The organism is Nocardioides albertanoniae (genome assembly GCF_006716315.1).
GTDB lineage: Bacteria > Actinomycetota > Actinomycetes > Propionibacteriales > Nocardioidaceae > Nocardioides > Nocardioides albertanoniae.
Genome location: NZ_VFOV01000001.1, coordinates 1051111 through 1067188 on the forward strand (window position 1 = coordinate 1051111; position 16078 = coordinate 1067188).

The following is a 16078-nucleotide window of genomic DNA, read 5'->3' on the forward strand; positions in this document are numbered from 1 at the left end:
GTAATGGAAAGCCCGGTCGTCCCCCGCGACCCCACGGAATTCAGCTGGCTGATCGACAACTTCGCCAGTTCCACACCGGGAGTGACGCACGCCCTCATCGTCTCCTCCGACGGGCTCCCTCTGATCGGTGCCGGCGGCATGTCCGCCAACGTCGCCGACCCGCTCGCCGCCATGACCGCCGGCGTGATCAGCCTCGGCAACAACATCGCGCGTGAGGTCGGCGAGCCCGGCTGCGACCAGGTGATGCTCAAGTTCCACACCGGGCACTTCCTGTTCATGGGCATCGGCGATCTGGCCGGCTTCGCAGTGCTCGTCGGCGCCGGCGCCAACCTGGGCGTGGTCGCTCACCGGATGGCTCAGATGGTCGACGCCGTCGGCCACGTGCTCACCCCGCAGATGCGCGACGAGCTGCGACAGATGACGGTGACCTCGATGTCCGGGGGGCGGGCTTGACTTCGAACCCGTGGGTTCGTCCGTACGTGCTGACCGGTGGGCGCACCCAGACCAAGCATCAGCTGTTCGTGCACACGCTGGTGTCGGCGCCACACTTCGACGCTCGCGCTGCCGCGAAGCTGGCGCCGGAGTCACGCAAGCTCTATGACCGCGTACGTCTCGGGCCGCAGTCGGTCGCCGAGCTGTCCGCACACAGCGGTATCTCTCTCGGTGTGACCCGCGTGCTGCTCGAGGACCTGGCTTCGACCGAGCACCTGCAGATCAATGACGGGGCTTATGACTCCCCGTTCGACCACCGTCTGTTGAAGAGAGTTATCGATGGCCTTTCCGAGCTCGCCTGACCGTCCCGGGCCGACCGTCACCTCTGCCAAGCTCGTGATCGCAGGCGGTTTCGGCGTCGGTAAGTCGACCATGGTCGCGTCCGTCTCCGAGATCCCTCCGGTCAACACCGAGGCGTGGATGACGCAGGCCGGCAAGTCGGTGGACCCGCTCGACGACTCGAGCGAGAAGACCACGACCACTGTCGCGATGGACTTCGGCCGGGTCACTCTTGCGCCCGACCTGATGCTCTACCTGTTCGGCACCCCGGGGCAGCCCCGGTTCTGGCCGATGTGGGACGACCTGTGCCGCGGTGCCAGTGGTGCTGTCGTGCTGGTCGACACCCGTCGTCTGGACGCGTCGTTCCCCGCGGTCAACTACTTCGAGAACGACTCGAAGGTGCCGTTCATCGTCGCGGTGAACATGTTCGACGGGAAGCTGACCCACTCCCTGGAGAAGGTGCGCGACGCGCTCTGCCTCGACGAGCGCACGCCGCTGGTGGCTGTGGACGCCCGCGACCCGAGGGCGACCGCGAAGACGCTGGTCGCCTGCCTCTCGCACACGATGAAGTCGACCCCGGCCGGCAGCTGAGCCGGGAGCTTCTCAACACCGAAGGAGCATTGTTTCCATTGCGCAAGATCTTGATCGTCGGTGCTGGCCAGGCGGGCTTGCAGCTCGCCCTCAGCCTTCAGGTCGAAGGCTACGAGGTGACCGTCCTGTCGGCTCGTACGCCCGACGAGATCCGTGACGGCTGGCCGACGTCGACCCAGGTCATGTTCGACCCCGCTCTCAACACCGAGCGGGCCTACGACTTGAACCTGTGGGAGGAGACGGCGCCCCGCATCCACGACGTCGGCATCTCGGTCAGCCCGGAGAAGGGCGTCCGTGCGCTGAAGTTCGACGGGCCGTGGCAGCCGTACGCGATGTCGGTCGACCAGCGTCTGAAGATGCCGGCGTGGATGGAGCTCTTCGAGGACCGCGGCGGTCGCATCATCTACCACCCGGTGATGACCTCCGACCTGGCCGGCCTGGCGCCGATGTACGACCTGAGCCTGATCGCGGCGGGCAAGGGCGAGCTCGTCGAGCTCTTCGACCGCGACCCCGTCCGGTCCAAGTACGTCGAGCCCGGTCGTGCGCTCTCGGCCATCTACCTCGACGGGATGGTCGAGCCCGACGACTTCCCCGCCGGGAGCATGCGCATCAACGTCGTCCCCGGCATCGGCGAGCTGTTCGTGATCAGCAACCAGACGCTGACGGGGCCGAGCCGGGTGGCGTTCATCGAGGCGATCCCGGACGGGCCGTTCGACTGCTTCTTCGACCGCCCGCAGCCCGACGAGCATCTGCGTCGCCTCCAGCACGTGCTGCAGGAGTACATGCCGTGGGAGGCCGACCTGATGCGCGAGTGCGAGCCGACCGATCCGCGCGCGTCGCTGAGCGGTTCCTACCCCGGCACGATCCGCAAGCCGTACGCCGAGATCGCTGACGACACCTACGTGCTCGGCATGGCCGACGTGGTGGTGCTCAACGACCCGGTCGCGGGCCAGGGCTCCAACAACGCCGCTCACTGCGCCTCGATCTACACCAAGGCGATCCTCGACCGTGGCGACCGGCCGTTCGACGCCGAGTGGATGGAGGCGACCTTCGAGAAGTTCTGGGAGGAGCGTGCCCAGCACGGCACCGGCATGACCGACGCGCTGCTCAACCCGCTGCCGGACCACGTGCAGCAGGTGCTCGGCGCGGCCACCCAGCACCAGCAGGTCGCCGACCGGTTCACCAGGCTGTTCCCGCACCCCGAGGATCTCGGCCCGTTCCTGGGCGATCCGGACGCTGCGCTCGCGTACGTCGCGAAGGTCGCCGAGGGCAACGCGACGCCCGGGGCTTGACGATTAGGGCATTGCTGATCTAGGGGTCTAGGCTTGGTAGTCGGTCCAACGTGGGTCTGTCTCGTCGTGCCTCGCGGCTGCCCGGTCAGCGCGCTTCTGTGCGCTCGCGGGTGAGACATGCAGATGGCTTCACGAGGTCCACTCCGTTCCTCGGAGAGGTTCCCGGACCGCCTGCGGGTCACCCGATCCGTGGTTTTGAACGGTAGTTGACCGACCAACAGATTGCAGAGGGCATGCCGAAGAAAGAAGGCGTGATCGAGATCGAGGGCACCGTAGTGGAGGCCCTCCCCAACGCCATGTTCCGCGTGGAGCTGAGCAACGGACACAAGGTTCTCGCCCACATCAGCGGCAAGATGCGACAGCACTACATCCGGATCCTCCCCGAGGACCGCGTGGTGGTGGAGCTGTCCCCCTACGACCTGACCCGCGGTCGGATCGTCTACCGGTACAAGTAACCAAGCCGGACGATCAAGAAAGGGCTGACATGAAGGTCAACCCGAGCGTGAAGAAGATCTGTGACAGCTGCAAGGTGATCCGTCGCCACGGCCGCGTCATGGTGATCTGCCCCAACCCGCGCCACAAGCAGCGCCAGGGCTGAGGCTGAGCGACTGAGCCCCTGGCTCGGACTGCTCGACCAAACTGAATATTCGCATCGAGTCGCTAGGACGCTCCACCAGATTCGTCTGGGTCCGAAGTCACCTCCGGAACAGAGGCCGGAGCCCGAGGGTGCCACCCCGGGACGCGACCCGACCGACACCTCTGATGAACCAGAAGGAACACAATGGCACGCCTCCAAGGTGTTGACCTTCCGCGCGACAAGCGCGTGGAGATCGCTCTCACCTACATCTTCGGCATCGGCCGAACCACCTCGCAGAAGCTCCTCGAGGCCACCGGCGTCGACCCGAACACCCGGGTGCACGCTCTGGCCGAGGACGAGCTGGTCAAGCTCCGCGACGAGATCGAGGCCCAGGGCATCCAGACCGAGGGTGACCTCCGTCGTGAGGTCCAGGCTGACATCCGCCGCAAGATCGAGATCGGCAGCTACCAGGGTCGCCGTCACCGTCAGGGCCTCCCGGTCCGCGGTCAGCGCACCAAGACCAACGCTCGCACCCGCAAGGGCCCGAAGCGCACCGTCGCCGGCAAGAAGAAGACCAAGTGACGCTGACGCGCTAAGCGCGTCGTGATCACTCGAGTCTTCGCCTCGATCACACAGACCAGCCAACACAGGAGTTAATGCATGCCTCCGAAGACCCGTCAGGGTGCGACGAAGATCCGTCGCAAGGAGAAGAAGAACGTCGCTCAGGGCGAAGCCCACATCAAGAGCACGTTCAACAACACGATCGTCACGATCACCGACCCGACCGGTGCGGTGATCTCGTGGGCCTCGGCCGGCACCGTCGGCTTCAAGGGCTCGCGCAAGTCGACCCCGTTCGCCGCTCAGATGGCCGCTGAGGCCGCTGGCCGTCGTGCGATGGACCACGGCATGAAGAAGATCGACGTCTTCGTCAAGGGCCCGGGCTCGGGCCGCGAGACCGCGATCCGCTCGCTGGGTGCGATCGGCCTCGAGGTCGGCACCATCCAGGACGTCACGCCGGCTCCGCACAACGGTTGCCGTCCGCCCAAGCGCCGTCGCGTTTGATCCCCACCGAGACAACGAAGGAGACTGAAGAGTAATGGCCCGTTACACCGGACCCATGACCCGCAAGTCGCGCCGTCTCGGTGTCGACCTTGTCGGCAACGACGCGGCGTTCGAGAAGCGCCCCTACCCTCCCGGCCAGCACGGCCGCGGCCGCATCAAGGAGAGCGAGTACCTCCTCCAGCTTCGTGAGAAGCAGAAGGCTCGCTTCACCTACGGCGTCATGGAGAAGCAGTTCCACTCCTACTACTCCGAGGCGCACCGCCGCGACGGCAAGACCGGTGACAACCTGCTCCAGCTGCTCGAGGGCCGCCTGGACAACGTCGTCTACCGCGCCGGGTTCGCCCGCACCCGCCGTCAGGCCCGCCAGCTGGTCGTCCACGGCCACTTCCTGGTCAACGGCAAGAAGGTCAACGTGCCTTCGTTCCAGGTCACCGCTCACGACGTCATCGACGTTCGCGAGAAGTCCCTGGAGATGACCCCGTTCATCGTGGCTCGCGAGACCCACGGCGAGCGCGTCGTCCCGGCTTGGCTCGAGGCTGTCCCGAGCCGGATGCGCATCCTGGTTCACCAGCTCCCGGTCCGCGCGCAGATCGATGTGCCGGTCCAGGAGCAGTTGATCGTCGAGTACTACTCGAAGCTCTGATCAACCCCACGCAGCAACCACGGTGAGTCCCCGGCGTTCACATACATTCGAATATGTACGCCGGGGCCTTGCCGCCCCCACAGCCTTCCGTCATCACCCCTTGAAGTTCGGGTCCGTCAAATAGCGGTCGGCCCGGAAAGGACAAATCAGTGCTTATCGCACAGCGCCCAACCCTGTCGGAAGAGTCCGTCGAGGAGTTCCGCTCCCGCTTCGTGATCGAGCCCCTCGAGCCGGGCTTCGGTTACACGCTGGGCAACTCTCTTCGGCGCACCCTGCTCTCCTCGATCCCCGGTGCCTCGGTCACGTCGATCAAGATCGACGGCGTCCTCCACGAGTTCTCGACCATCGAGGGCGTCAAGGAAGATGTCACCGAGATCATCCTCAACCTCAAGGGCCTGGTCGTCTCCTCGGAGCACGACGAGCCCGTGACCATGTACCTGCGCAAGTCCGGTGCCGGTGACGTCACCGCTGCCGACATCGCGCCGCCGGCCGGTGTCGAGGTGCACAACCCCGACCTGAAGATCGCGACCCTGTCCGACAAGGGCAAGCTCGAGCTCGAGCTCGTCGTCGAGCGCGGCCGTGGCTACGTCTCCGCCGTGCAGAACAAGGGCGCCGAGAACGAGATCGGCCGCATCCCGGTCGACTCGATCTACTCGCCGGTCCTCAAGGTCAGCTACAAGGTCGAGGCCACCCGAGTCGAGCAGCGCACCGACTTCGACAAGCTCGTCATCGACGTCGAGACCAAGCCGTCGATCGCTCCCCGCGACGCGATCGCCTCGGCCGGTAAGACCCTGGTCGAGCTCTTCGGTCTGGCCCGTGAGCTGAACGTCGACGCCGAGGGCATCGACATCGGCCCGTCGCCGGTCGACGAGCAGCTCGCCGCCGACCTCGCCCTCCCGGTCGAGGACCTGCAGCTGACCGTCCGCTCCTACAACTGCCTCAAGCGCGAGGGCATCCACACCGTGGGTGAGCTCATCTCGCGTTCGGAGCAGGACCTGCTCGACATCCGCAACTTCGGCGCCAAGTCGATCGACGAGGTCAAGCTGAAGCTGCACGAGATGGGCCTGTCCCTCAAGGACAGCGCTCCGGGCTTCGACCCGTCCGCCGCCCTCGCCGCCTACGGCGACGATGACGACGACGCGTTCGTCGAGGACGAGCAGTACTGAGTTGTTGACGCCCGGCCAAGCGGCAACGCCCGAGGCCGGGCGGACACTTCGCCACAGGGTCGCGGCGTAGCTGCGGCCCGGCGTAACCCATAAAGAAAATCGCCCACTTGGGCGTCTACCCCGGTACCTAGTACGGCCGGAGAGAAGGAGCAGGCAGGATGCCTACCCCGAAGAAGGGTGCCCGTTTCGGCGGTTCGCCCGCGCACCAGAAGCTGATGCTCTCGAACCTCGCCACGGCGCTGTTCGAGAACGGCCGCATCACCACCACCGAGGCCAAGGCTCGGCACCTCCGCCCCGTCGCGGAGAAGCTGATCACCAAGGCCAAGAAGGGTGACCTGCACAACCGTCGCGAGGTCCTCAAGACCATCCGCGACAAGTCGGTCGTGCACACCCTGTTCACCGAGATCGCCGAGCAGTTCTCGGAGCGCCCGGGTGGCTACACCCGGATCACCAAGATCGGTCCCCGCAAGGGCGACAACGCTCCGATGGCTGTGATCGAGCTCGTCACCGACGCCTACGAGCCGAAGACCAAGGCTGCTCCGGCTGCCAAGGCCCCGGTCGAGGAGGCTCCGGTGGAGGAGACCAAGGTGGAGGAGACCGAGGCCCCGGCCGAGGACACCGCTGCTGAGGCCGCTCCGGCCGAGGAGGCTCCTGCTGAGGAGTCCGCCGAGGACGCCAAGGCCTGATCAGGTCTGAGTCTGTGGCCCGTCACCCGTGAGGGTGGCGGGCCACAGCCGTTTTCGGGCGGTATCGTCGCGCATTCCGCTCGCGGCGAGGGTTGCTGGGACAATGAGCCACGTGCGTATCAGGATCGACCTCGCCTACGACGGGACCGCGTTCCACGGCTGGGCGACCCAGCCGGGGCTGCGTACGGTCCAGGGCGAGCTGCAGGAGGCGCTCGGGACTGCGCTGCGGGTGAAGCGTACGGGGGAGCGGGCTCAGGTCTGGGTGACGGTCGCCGGCCGCACCGACTCCGGTGTGCACGCCCGCGGACAGGTCGCCCACTTCGACATCGACGCCGAGATCCTGGAGTCCTCGCGTGGCCGCTCCGAGCAGACGCCGCTGGAGGCGCTGGTGCGCCGCCTGAACGGGATCCTTCCCGCCGATCTGCGGGTGCGTCGCGCGACCGAGGCGCCGGAGGGGTTCAACGCCCGCTTCTCGGCGCTCTCACGGCGCTACGTCTACCGGATCGTCGACGACCCGGCCTTCGTCGACCCGCTGCAGCGCCTCGCGGTGCTCTACCGCACCCGACCCCTCGACCTCTCCGCGATGAACGTCGCCTCCGCGGATCTGGTGGGGCTCAACGACTTCGCTTCCTTCTGCAAGCCGCGGGAGGGCGCGACCACGATCCGCAACCTGCGACAGCTGACCTGGGACCGTCGTGACGACGGGATCATCGAGGCGACGGTCGTCGCCGACGCGTTCTGCCACTCGATGGTGCGCTCGCTGGTCGGTTGCCTGATGGTGATCGGTGAGGGGCGCAAAGACGTCGCCTGGGCGAAGGTGTCGCTGGCCGCGCGCACCCGGACCTCGTCGATCCCGATCGCTCCGGCCAATGGGTTGACGCTCGAGGAGGTCGCCTATCCTCCCGACGACATGCTCGCGGCACAGCACGAGCGCACGATGAACCGCAGGACCGAGTCCGACCTGGAAGCGAACGACCGTGACCGAGACTGACGACGAGCACTACTTCTCCGCCGACCCGTCGGTGCCGTTCGCCCGGATCCCGCTCTCGGCGACCGTGTGGGGCATGGACCTCGACCTGGTCAGCGGGTCAGGGGTGTTCGCCAAGGGACGCCTCGACATCGGCACGTCGGTGCTCTTCAAGGAGACCGACCCGCCCGCCGGCGGCCGTATCCTCGACCTGGGCTGCGGCTACGGGATCATCGGGCTCGCCTGCGCGCTGGCTGCCCCCTCCGCGCACGTCACGGGCGTCGACGTCAACGAGCGGGCGGTGCTGCTGGCCAACGAGAACGCCACGAAGCTGGGGCTCGAGGGCCGATATCGCGCGGCGACACCCGCCCAGGTCGACCCGGGGGAGACGTACGACGAGATCTGGAGCAACCCGCCGATCCGGATCGGCAAGCCGGCCCTCCACGAGCTCCTGCTGACCTGGCTCCCGCGCCTGGCCCCCGAGGGCCGCGCGGTCATGGTCGTCGGCAAGAACCTCGGTGGCGACTCGCTCCAGCGCTGGATCACCGACCAGGGCTATCCGACGACCCGCATCGGCAGCGCCAAGGGATTCCGAGTCCTCGAGACCGTACGCAGCTGACCCCTCGCCGAGTCGGCTCGTTCCGACACGATTTCCCGTCGAGTCGGCGCGTTCTAACGAGCCGACTCGGCGATCGGAGGGTCAGGCGGGGACGGGGTCCTTGGAGAGGCGGACCGGGAGGCGGTCGAGGCTGTAGACGACCGATAGGTCGCGCCAGCCGAGGTCGCCGGGGTCGTCGGTGGTCATCGCGAGGTCGGGGAAGCGGCGGGCGAGGCCGGTGAGGGCGGCGCGGAGCTCCATCCGGGCCAGCTCGGCGCCGACGCAGCGGTGCATGCCGTGGCCGAAGGCGAAGTGCATGGTGTCGGCGTTGCGCAGGTCGAACTGCTCGGGCCTCGGCACGACTGCGGGGTCGCGGTTGGCGCCGGTGAGGCTGACCAGCACGACGGCCCCCTTCTTGACGGGCGTGCCGAAGAGGTCGTGGTCCTCGCGGGCGAACCGCGGGAAGGCGAGCTGCACCGGGCACAGGTAGCGCAGCAGCTCCTCGACGACCTTGTCGACGCCGGCCTTGTCGCCCGAGCGCAGGATCTCGTACGCCTCGGGGTTCTGCATCAGCACGTAGGCGCCCATCGAGAGCATCGAGGCGGAGGTCTCGTAGCCGCCGAGGAAGACGCCGTCGGCGAGGCCGCCGAGCTCGACGTCGTCGTACTCCGAGCCCTTGTTGCGGATGATCTCGCCGATCATGCCGTCGCCGGGGTCGGCGCGCTGCTGGCGCACCTGCTCGATCAGGAAGGTGCGCGTCTCGGTGGCGGCGCCGAACGAGCCTGCGCCACCCTCGGAGAGGTCGAAACGGGCCATGCCGAGCTCGTGGAACTCGTCGCGTACGTCCTCGGGCATGCCCAGGAGCTCACAGATGACCCGGAACGGGATCTCGAAGCCGAAGCGCTGCACGAGGTCGACCTCGGGGCCGTTGGCCTCCATGTCGTCGAGGGCGTCGGCGACGATGCGGTCGATCATCTCGTTGAGACGACCGAGCCGGCGCATGGTGAACTCCGGCGTCAGCAGCCCGCGGAGCTTGGTGTGATCGGGCGGGTCGGTCATGCCCAGCCCGCCGATGCCTTCGGCGTCGCTGCGCTTGCGGGTGCCGAGCAGGTGGCGCATGTCGTTGGAGTATGTCTCCTTGTCGGCCAGCACCTGCTTGGACTCGGCGTGACCGGTGATCAGCACGATGTCGAGGCCCAGCACCGAGCCGAGCGTGGTGACGGGTGCCTGGGCGCGGCTCTCGGCCAGCAGCGGCACCGGGTCGAGGCCGTCACGGCGCAGTGGGAAGGTGAGGTGCTCGGGGATCTTGCGCAGCGTGGTGATGTCGGGGATCGGTGACTCCTTGCCCCGCATCGCGAACTGCAGGGCAACCTTGCGGACACGCTCGGTCAGCGGGCGCGTCAACGCCCGTCGAAAGGAACTCACCTGGGCAGGAATCGGCATGCGGACCAGTCTGGACCATCACCAGATCTCGGTCATCAGGAATCCCCCTGATGGGGCCGCTCAGCCGTGCAGCAGGGTCCTGAACAGCGCGCAGGTCTCCTCGACCGCCCGCTGAGCAGCCTGCGAGTGGTGCCCCATGTCGAAGAAGCCGTGGATGAGGCCGTCGAAGTGGTGGTAGGTGGTCGGCACCCCGGAGCTCTCCAGCGCCTTGGCGTACGCCACGCCCTCGTCGCGCAGCGGATCGAACTCGGCCGTCACCAGCACCGCCGGCGCCAGACCCTTCAGGTCGCCCTTGATCGGGCTCAGCCGCGGGTCGGCGCGGTCGGCGTGGACGGCACCGAGGTAGTTGTCGGAGAACCACTTCATCGTGGGCAGCTCCAGGAAGTAGCCGTGGCCGTTCTCGGCATAGGACGGATATCCGCCGGTCATGTCGGTCGCCGGGTAGATCAGCAGCTGGCCGGCGAGCTCGCGTCCCTCGGCCGCGAGCACCTGGGCGACCACGGCGGACAGGTTGCCTCCGGCGCTGTCGCCGGCGACAGCGATGCGTCCGTCACCGCCCAGCGTCGCGGCGTTGTCTCCCGCCCAGCGGGCCGCGGCCACGGCGTCGTCGTACGCGGCGGGGAAGGGGTGCTCGGGGGCGAGCCGGTAGCCGACCGAGACGACCACGGCGTCACAGAGGGTGGCGAGGCTGCGCGCCTGGTTCTCGTGGGAGTCGAGGTCGCCGACGACCCAGCCGCCGCCGTGGAACATCACGATCGTCGGCAGCTCGCCCTCCGTCGCGGGCCGGTAGACCCGGACGGGGATGTCGCCGGCGGGCCCCGGGATTGTGGTCTCCTCCACGGACTTGACCGACATCAGCGGCTCGCCGCGACGTCCGTCGACGGCCATCGCGCGATACAACGCTCGGGCGCTCGGCGGGTCGTGGGACTCCAGCGGCTGGCCCTTGGCCAAGAACGTGAGCAGGTCGGCGATCTGGCTGTCGAGCGGAGGCATGGCGTAAGTCATATCGGTAATCGCCAAAAAGTGTCGAGGGTCACGTTCTACTGACGGGACCGCTGGCCGAAATAACCATTCGACACGGATGCAAGACTGGATCGTTGTGGGACACGTAGACGTTGCCGGAGTGAGGTTCCAGCTGCCGGACGGACGGGTGCTGCTCGAGGATGTTTCCTTCCGGGTGGGGGAGGGCGCCAAGGTGGCGCTGGTCGGCGCCAACGGCGCCGGGAAGACGACGCTGCTGCGGATCGTGACCGGCGAGCTGACCCCGACCGCCGGCTCCGTGGTGCGCTCGGGCGGCCTCGGGGTGATGCGCCAGATGGTCGGCCGCGGCTCGTCCACCGTCGGTGAGCTGCTGATGTCGGTGGCGCCGCCGCGGGTGCGGGCTGCCTCGGCCGAGGTCGAGAGGTGCGAGCTGGAGCTGATGTCGTCGGAGGACGAGCGGCTGCAGATGCGCTACGCGACCGCGCTGGCCGAGTACGCGGACGCGGGCGGCTACGACCTCGAGGTCGTCTGGGACGTCTGCACCATGGCCGGCCTCGGGGTGGCCTTCGACCGCGCCCGCTACCGCTCGCTGGACACCCTCTCCGGTGGCGAGCAGAAGCGGCTCGTGCTCGAGTACCTGCTTCGCGGGCCCGACCAGGTGCTCCTGCTCGACGAGCCCGACAACTTCCTCGACGTGCCCGGCAAGATGTGGCTCGAGGAGCGCATCCGGGAGTCGCCGAAGACGATCCTCTACGTCAGCCACGACCGTGAGCTGCTCAACAACACCGCTACCCGGGTGGTGACCGTCGAGCTCGGCTCCTCCGGCAACCTGGTCTGGACCCACGCCGGCGGCTTCGCGAGCTATCACGAGGCCCGGGAGGCACGCTTCGAACGTTTCGAGGAGCTGCGCAAGCGCTGGGACGAGGAGCACGCCAAGCTGCGCGCCCAGATGCTGATGTACAAGCAGAAGGCCGCCTACAACTCCGACATGGCCTCGCGCTACCAGGCCGCGAAGACGCGCCTGGAGAAGTTCGAGCAGGCCGGGCCGCCGATCGAGCAGCCGCGCGAGCAGCAGGTCGTGATGCGGCTGCGCGGCGGCCGCACCGGCAAGCGTGCAGTGGTCTGCGAGGCGCTCGAGCTCACCGGGCTGATGCGCCCCTTCGACCTCGAGGTCTGGTACGGCGAGCGGGTGGCGGTGCTCGGCTCCAACGGCTCCGGCAAGTCACACTTCCTGCGGCTCCTGGCCGGCGGCGGCTCGATGCCAGACAAGGAGCACGAGCCGGTGGGAGAGGTCTCGATCGAGCCCGTACGCCACCGCGGTCAGGCGCGGCTGGGAGCCCGGGTGCGGCCGGGCTGGTTCGTGCAGACCCATGCGCATCCCGAGCTCGCGGGGCGTACGCTGCTCGACGTCCTGCACCGCGGCGAGGCCGGACCCGACGGGGTCGGGCGCTCGGGCATGGGGCGCGAGGCGGCCTCGCGGGTGCTCGACCGCTACGAGCTCGCCCACTCGGCGGAACAGACCTTCGACTCGCTCTCGGGCGGCCAGCAGGCTCGGTTCCAGATCCTGCTGCTCGAGCTGAGCGGTGCCACCCTGCTGCTCCTCGACGAGCCGACCGACAACCTCGACGTGCAGTCCGCCGAGGCCCTCGAGGCCGGGCTGGAGTCGTTCGACGGCACGGTCGTCGCGGTCACCCACGATCGCTGGTTCGCCCGCGGCTTCGACCGCTTCCTGGTCTACGGCGCCGACGGTGACGTCTACGAGTCTGCAGAGCCGGTCTGGGACGAGACGAGAGTGGAGAGGTCGCGATGAGTGGCTCGACAGGTCTGGTGATCGAGCGGATAGATCCTCTCGACGACGCCTTCGACGCGTGGTTCGACGCGGTGACGACCTCGTGGCTCGACGTACGCGGCCCCGACGCCGACGTGTGGGCACGCGAGGAGCTCCACGCCGAGCTGCGGCAGAAGACCACGAAGACCGACCGGAGGGCCTACCTCGCGCGCGTCGACGGCACCGTGGTCGGAGGCGCCTGGCTGGCGATGCCGTTGGTCGACAACGTCCACCGGGCGATGCTCGTGGTGGCGGTGCTGCCGGCTCACCGCAGGCACGGCCACGGCACCGCTCTGCTCGAGCATGTCGAGGCCGAGGCGCGCGCCGCGGGGCGTACGTCCCTCGCCGGTGAGGTCTGGTGGCCGTGGTCGCTCGGTTCGACCGGTGACGGGTCGCCGGGCCGGGAGTTCGCCGTCGCGCGCGGCTATGCGGCCGCGCTGATCGAGGTGCGCCGCGTGCTGCGCCTCCCGGTGGCTGCGGAGACCCTCGACCGGCTGGCCGCGGAGGCGGCGGAGCGCCACGGCGCCTACACGCTGCGATCCTGGGTCGGACCGGTGCCTGACGACATCGTGGAGAGCTGGGCGGCGCTCGACGCCAGCCTGGAGACCGAGGCACCGACCGGCGATCTCGACGTCGAGGCGCCGAAGCCCGACGTGGGGAGGGTGCGTGAGATGGAGCAGCTGGTCGATGCGCAGAAGCGCACGCTCTATCACTCGGTGGCGCTCGACGCCCACGGCGCGGTGGTCGCCTACACCGTGATCGGCTACTCGAGCCACGACGGCAACAGCTACCAGTGGGGCACCCTGGTCGAGGCCGCTCACCGCGGCCACCGGCTCGGTCTGGCGGTGAAGGTCGCCAACCTCAGGCTGCTCCAGTCCGAGCGTCCCGAGGTGCCGACGGTGTCGACCTACAACGCCGAGGTCAACGCCCACATGATCCACGTCAACGAAGCCATGGGCTTCGACGAGGTGGAGTGGCTGGCAAGCTTCCAGAAATGACGCGGTGTGCTGCCGGAGGTGCGCCTGAGCGCACTCCTGGCAGCACACCGCGGGTTGGCACCCCGCGGCGCTGAGTCCCCTCTGGGGCCCAGCGCCGTGCGGGGAGATCAGGTGGCGTCGGAGTCCAGGGTGATCTTGGCGCTCTGCTCCTCGCCGTCGCGCGACCAGGTCACCTCGACCTTGTCGCCGGGGCGGTAGGAGCGGACCGTGGCGACCAGGGAGTCGGAGCCGTTGATCTGGTGGGCGTCGACCTTGGTGATCGTGTCGCCCTTCTCCAGACCGGCCTCCTCGGCCGCGCTGTCCTTGGTGACGCTCTGCACGGTGGCGCCGGTGACCGAGCTGTCGCCCGAGCTCTCGCCCGAGCCGGCGGCCGCGCTGTCGCCGACCGAGATGCCCATCCGGGCGTGGGTGGGGTCGTCGCCGGCCTTGAGCTGGTCGATGATCGGCAGCACCTCGTCGATCGGGATCGCGAAACCGAGACCGATCGAGCCGGCCTCCGAGCCGGAGGAGGAGTTGGAGCGGATCGAGGCGTTGATGCCGACCACGTTGCCGTTCATGTCGACCAGCGCGCCACCGGAGTTGCCGGGGTTGATGGCGGCGTCGGTCTGGATGGCCGGGTAGACGGTGGCGTTGCCGGAGGAGTCCGAGCCGACGTTGACCGGGCGGTCGAGGGCGCTGACGATGCCGGTGGTGACCGTCGAGTCGAGGCCGTACGGCGACCCGATCGCGACCACGTCCTGCCCGACGACCAGCTTGCTGGACTTCCCGATCGTGGCCGGGGTGAGGCCGGAGACGCCCTCGGCCTGGATCACCGCGGTGTCGGTCAGCGGGTCGTTGCCGACCACCTTCGCCTTGGCCTTGGTGCCGTCGCTGAAGTCGACGGTGATCGTCGGCGACTGCCCCTGCTGCTGCTCGGGCTGCTGCTGGCCGGGCGCTCCGGGGAACCCTGGCTGGCCGCCTTGGGCCGATGCCGACGACATGTCGACGACGTGGTTGTTGGTCAGGATCAGACCGTCGGAGGAGAGGATGATGCCGGACCCCGATCCGCTGCCGCCCTGGCCAGCGACCTCGATCTTCACCACCGAGGGCAACACCTTGGCTGCCACCTTCTCGGAGGTGCCCTTCGGGGCGTTGCTGTTGACGACCTGCGAGCCGGTCGCGGCGTTGCCACCGCTCCGGGTGCTGTCGTCCTGGGTCGAGTAGAACAGCGCGGCGCCACCGAAACCGGCACCGCCACCGAGCACGAGGGCGCCGACGAGGGCAGAGGCGGCGAGCGCGGCCCGCCGGTCCTTCTTCTTCGGCGTGGCGACCGGACCGAGCGGAGGCGGCGGCATGACCGAGGTCGAGGTCGTGGTCGGGGCCGCGTTGGGGGCCACCCCTGGAGGCGGCGTGGTCGGAGCTGCGGAGGTGCCTGGGGGCGCCCACTGTGGAGGGGTCCCACTGGGCTGCTGAGGAGTGGGTTCGTCGGTCATGTCATTCAGTCTGGCCAGTGTCTCTGTGAACCGGCTGAGACTGACCTATGCGGTCTCGAAGAGATGCCAGCAGGCTCAGGAGCCGCTGAGAAGACGTACGACGGGGGCGAACGCATCCATCAGCTCGTCGCCGACCAGCACGTAGGAGATCCCCAGCCGGTCGCGCCGCTCGCGGAGCTGGTCGGCTATCTCCTCGGGAGAGCCGTGCACCGCGCCGATGGCGCCCGAGGCAGCGAGGGCGGCAGGGTCGATCCTGCCGGCGAGGTAGCGAGGCACGACGTCGCCGACCGCCATCAGGTTGAGGTTGAGCTCGGCCGAGCCGCCGGTGGGGCGGTCGGCGGAGCGTACGTGATCGACGGCGGCGCGCACGATCGGCTCCTCGGCGACGAACGGGATGCCGAGGGCGGCGGTGTCGGCGTGCTCGCCGGCGATCCGGAGCATCCGCGGACCCCCTCCGGCGACGAGGACGGGCACCTGTTGAGGCGGGATGCCGTAGGGCAGCACCGTCGCCTCGGTGGCCCGATAGTGGGGGCCGTCGACCGTGACCGTCTCACCGGCGAGGAGCCGCTTGATCAGGCCGATCGACTCCACGAGGCGGTCGACGCGAGCGCCCGGGCGCTCGAAGCCCAGCCCGAGCATCGCGTTCTCGCGCGCCGCGTCGGGGCGGCCGGCACCCAGGCCGAGCTCGAAGCGTCCGCCGGAGAGCACCGAGAGGGTCGCCGACTCCTTGGCGACCTGCACGGGGTGGCGGAAGTCGTTGGCCAAGACGTAGGTGCCGACGTGGAGCCGCGTGGTCACGGCCGCCGCGGCCGCGAGGGCCGGAAACACGGCATGGCCGAAGGAGACGTTGTCGGGCATGACGAACGTGTCGTAGCCCGCGCTCTCGACGCGGCGGGCGAGGTCGCTCCAGGCGGCGCCGGTGGGCGCCTGGCCCGCGACGACCCCGAAGCGGAAGGGGGTGTTTGCCGGTGTGGTGTTCATGAGCCCAGCCTCGCCCCGTCCG

19 protein-coding genes are annotated in these 16078 nt (G+C 68.6%); 15 read left to right on the top strand and 4 right to left on the bottom strand.

What is annotated here, in order from left to right; genetic code table 11:
* Window positions 1-3: 3 nt before the first annotated feature.
* The 13 genes from FB381_RS05070 to FB381_RS05130 all read left to right on the top strand — a co-directional run bounded on the left by FB381_RS05070 (window position 4) and on the right by FB381_RS05130 (window position 8374).
* A complete protein-coding gene (locus tag FB381_RS05070; RefSeq protein WP_141779281.1) occupies window positions 4-453 on the top strand; it encodes a roadblock/LC7 domain-containing protein in 450 nt (149 codons plus the stop codon).
* Window positions 450-794 carry a DUF742 domain-containing protein gene (locus tag FB381_RS05075; protein WP_141779282.1) on the top strand — a complete coding sequence of 115 codons (345 nt, stop codon included), beginning with the start codon at window positions 450-452 and terminating at the stop codon, window positions 792-794. Before FB381_RS05070 ends, FB381_RS05075 begins: the two co-directional genes overlap by 4 nt.
* The gene (locus FB381_RS05080; protein ID WP_141779283.1) at window positions 772-1362 is read left to right on the top strand and encodes a GTP-binding protein; all 591 of its coding nucleotides are present in this window, start codon (window positions 772-774) and stop codon (window positions 1360-1362) included. The genes FB381_RS05075 and FB381_RS05080 overlap by 23 nt, the downstream gene beginning before the upstream one ends.
* A 38-nt stretch (window positions 1363-1400) precedes the next feature.
* Window positions 1401-2654, top strand: coding sequence for a styrene monooxygenase/indole monooxygenase family protein (locus FB381_RS05085; RefSeq protein ID WP_141779284.1), 1254 nt, complete (start codon window positions 1401-1403; stop codon window positions 2652-2654).
* Between the two features lie 233 nt (window positions 2655-2887).
* Window positions 2888-3109: a translation initiation factor IF-1 gene (infA, locus tag FB381_RS05090; RefSeq protein ID WP_011757309.1), complete on the top strand. Its 222-nt coding sequence runs from the start codon at window positions 2888-2890 to the stop codon at window positions 3107-3109.
* Window positions 3110-3138: 29 nt separating this feature from the next.
* The gene (gene rpmJ, locus FB381_RS05095; RefSeq protein WP_141779285.1) at window positions 3139-3252 is read left to right on the top strand and encodes a 50S ribosomal protein L36; all 114 of its coding nucleotides are present in this window, start codon (window positions 3139-3141) and stop codon (window positions 3250-3252) included.
* Between the two features lie 183 nt (window positions 3253-3435).
* The gene (gene rpsM, locus FB381_RS05100; RefSeq protein WP_141779286.1) at window positions 3436-3813 is read left to right on the top strand and encodes a 30S ribosomal protein S13; all 378 of its coding nucleotides are present in this window, start codon (window positions 3436-3438) and stop codon (window positions 3811-3813) included.
* Between the two features lie 78 nt (window positions 3814-3891).
* Window positions 3892-4293, top strand: coding sequence for a 30S ribosomal protein S11 (gene rpsK / locus FB381_RS05105; RefSeq protein ID WP_008361058.1), 402 nt, complete (start codon window positions 3892-3894; stop codon window positions 4291-4293).
* Window positions 4294-4327: 34 nt separating this feature from the next.
* Window positions 4328-4936 carry a 30S ribosomal protein S4 gene (rpsD, locus tag FB381_RS05110; protein WP_141779287.1) on the top strand — a complete coding sequence of 203 codons (609 nt, stop codon included), beginning with the start codon at window positions 4328-4330 and terminating at the stop codon, window positions 4934-4936.
* 149 nt (window positions 4937-5085) lie between these two features.
* Window positions 5086-6102, top strand: coding sequence for a DNA-directed RNA polymerase subunit alpha (locus FB381_RS05115; protein WP_141779288.1), 1017 nt, complete (start codon window positions 5086-5088; stop codon window positions 6100-6102).
* 158 nt (window positions 6103-6260) lie between these two features.
* Window positions 6261-6788: a 50S ribosomal protein L17 gene (rplQ, locus tag FB381_RS05120; RefSeq protein ID WP_141779289.1), complete on the top strand. Its 528-nt coding sequence runs from the start codon at window positions 6261-6263 to the stop codon at window positions 6786-6788.
* A 112-nt stretch (window positions 6789-6900) separates the two neighbouring features.
* Window positions 6901-7779, top strand: coding sequence for a tRNA pseudouridine(38-40) synthase TruA (gene truA / locus FB381_RS05125; RefSeq protein WP_141779290.1), 879 nt, complete (start codon window positions 6901-6903; stop codon window positions 7777-7779).
* Window positions 7766-8374, top strand: coding sequence for a class I SAM-dependent methyltransferase (locus tag FB381_RS05130; protein ID WP_141779291.1), 609 nt, complete (start codon window positions 7766-7768; stop codon window positions 8372-8374). The genes truA and FB381_RS05130 overlap by 14 nt, the downstream gene beginning before the upstream one ends.
* Window positions 8375-8455: 81 nt before the next feature.
* On the opposite strand, the gene FB381_RS05135 is transcribed toward FB381_RS05130, so the two are convergent.
* On the bottom strand, window positions 8456-9796 hold the full coding sequence (locus tag FB381_RS05135) for a cytochrome P450 (protein WP_246087964.1): 1341 nt from the start codon (window positions 9794-9796) through the stop codon (window positions 8456-8458).
* A gap of 60 nt (window positions 9797-9856) precedes the next feature.
* Window positions 9857-10789, bottom strand: a complete 933-nt coding sequence (locus FB381_RS05140; protein WP_246087965.1) for an alpha/beta hydrolase — start codon at window positions 10787-10789, stop codon at window positions 9857-9859.
* Window positions 10790-10895: 106 nt separating this feature from the next.
* Here FB381_RS05140 and FB381_RS05145 point away from each other — a divergent pair, with 106 nt between their 5' ends.
* Both FB381_RS05145 and FB381_RS05150 read left to right on the top strand, forming a co-directional pair.
* The gene (locus tag FB381_RS05145; RefSeq protein ID WP_141779293.1) at window positions 10896-12587 is read left to right on the top strand and encodes an ABC-F family ATP-binding cassette domain-containing protein; all 1692 of its coding nucleotides are present in this window, start codon (window positions 10896-10898) and stop codon (window positions 12585-12587) included.
* Window positions 12584-13603, top strand: a complete 1020-nt coding sequence (locus tag FB381_RS05150; RefSeq protein ID WP_141779294.1) for a GNAT family N-acetyltransferase — start codon at window positions 12584-12586, stop codon at window positions 13601-13603. Before FB381_RS05145 ends, FB381_RS05150 begins: the two co-directional genes overlap by 4 nt.
* Window positions 13604-13710: 107 nt before the next feature.
* On the opposite strand, the gene FB381_RS05155 is transcribed toward FB381_RS05150, so the two are convergent.
* On the bottom strand, window positions 13711-15075 hold the full coding sequence (locus tag FB381_RS05155) for a trypsin-like peptidase domain-containing protein (protein WP_141779295.1): 1365 nt from the start codon (window positions 15073-15075) through the stop codon (window positions 13711-13713).
* A 75-nt stretch (window positions 15076-15150) separates the two neighbouring features.
* A complete protein-coding gene (locus FB381_RS05160; protein ID WP_141779296.1) occupies window positions 15151-16056 on the bottom strand; it encodes a TIGR03621 family F420-dependent LLM class oxidoreductase in 906 nt (301 codons plus the stop codon).
* Between the last annotated feature and the right edge of the window lie 22 nt (window positions 16057-16078).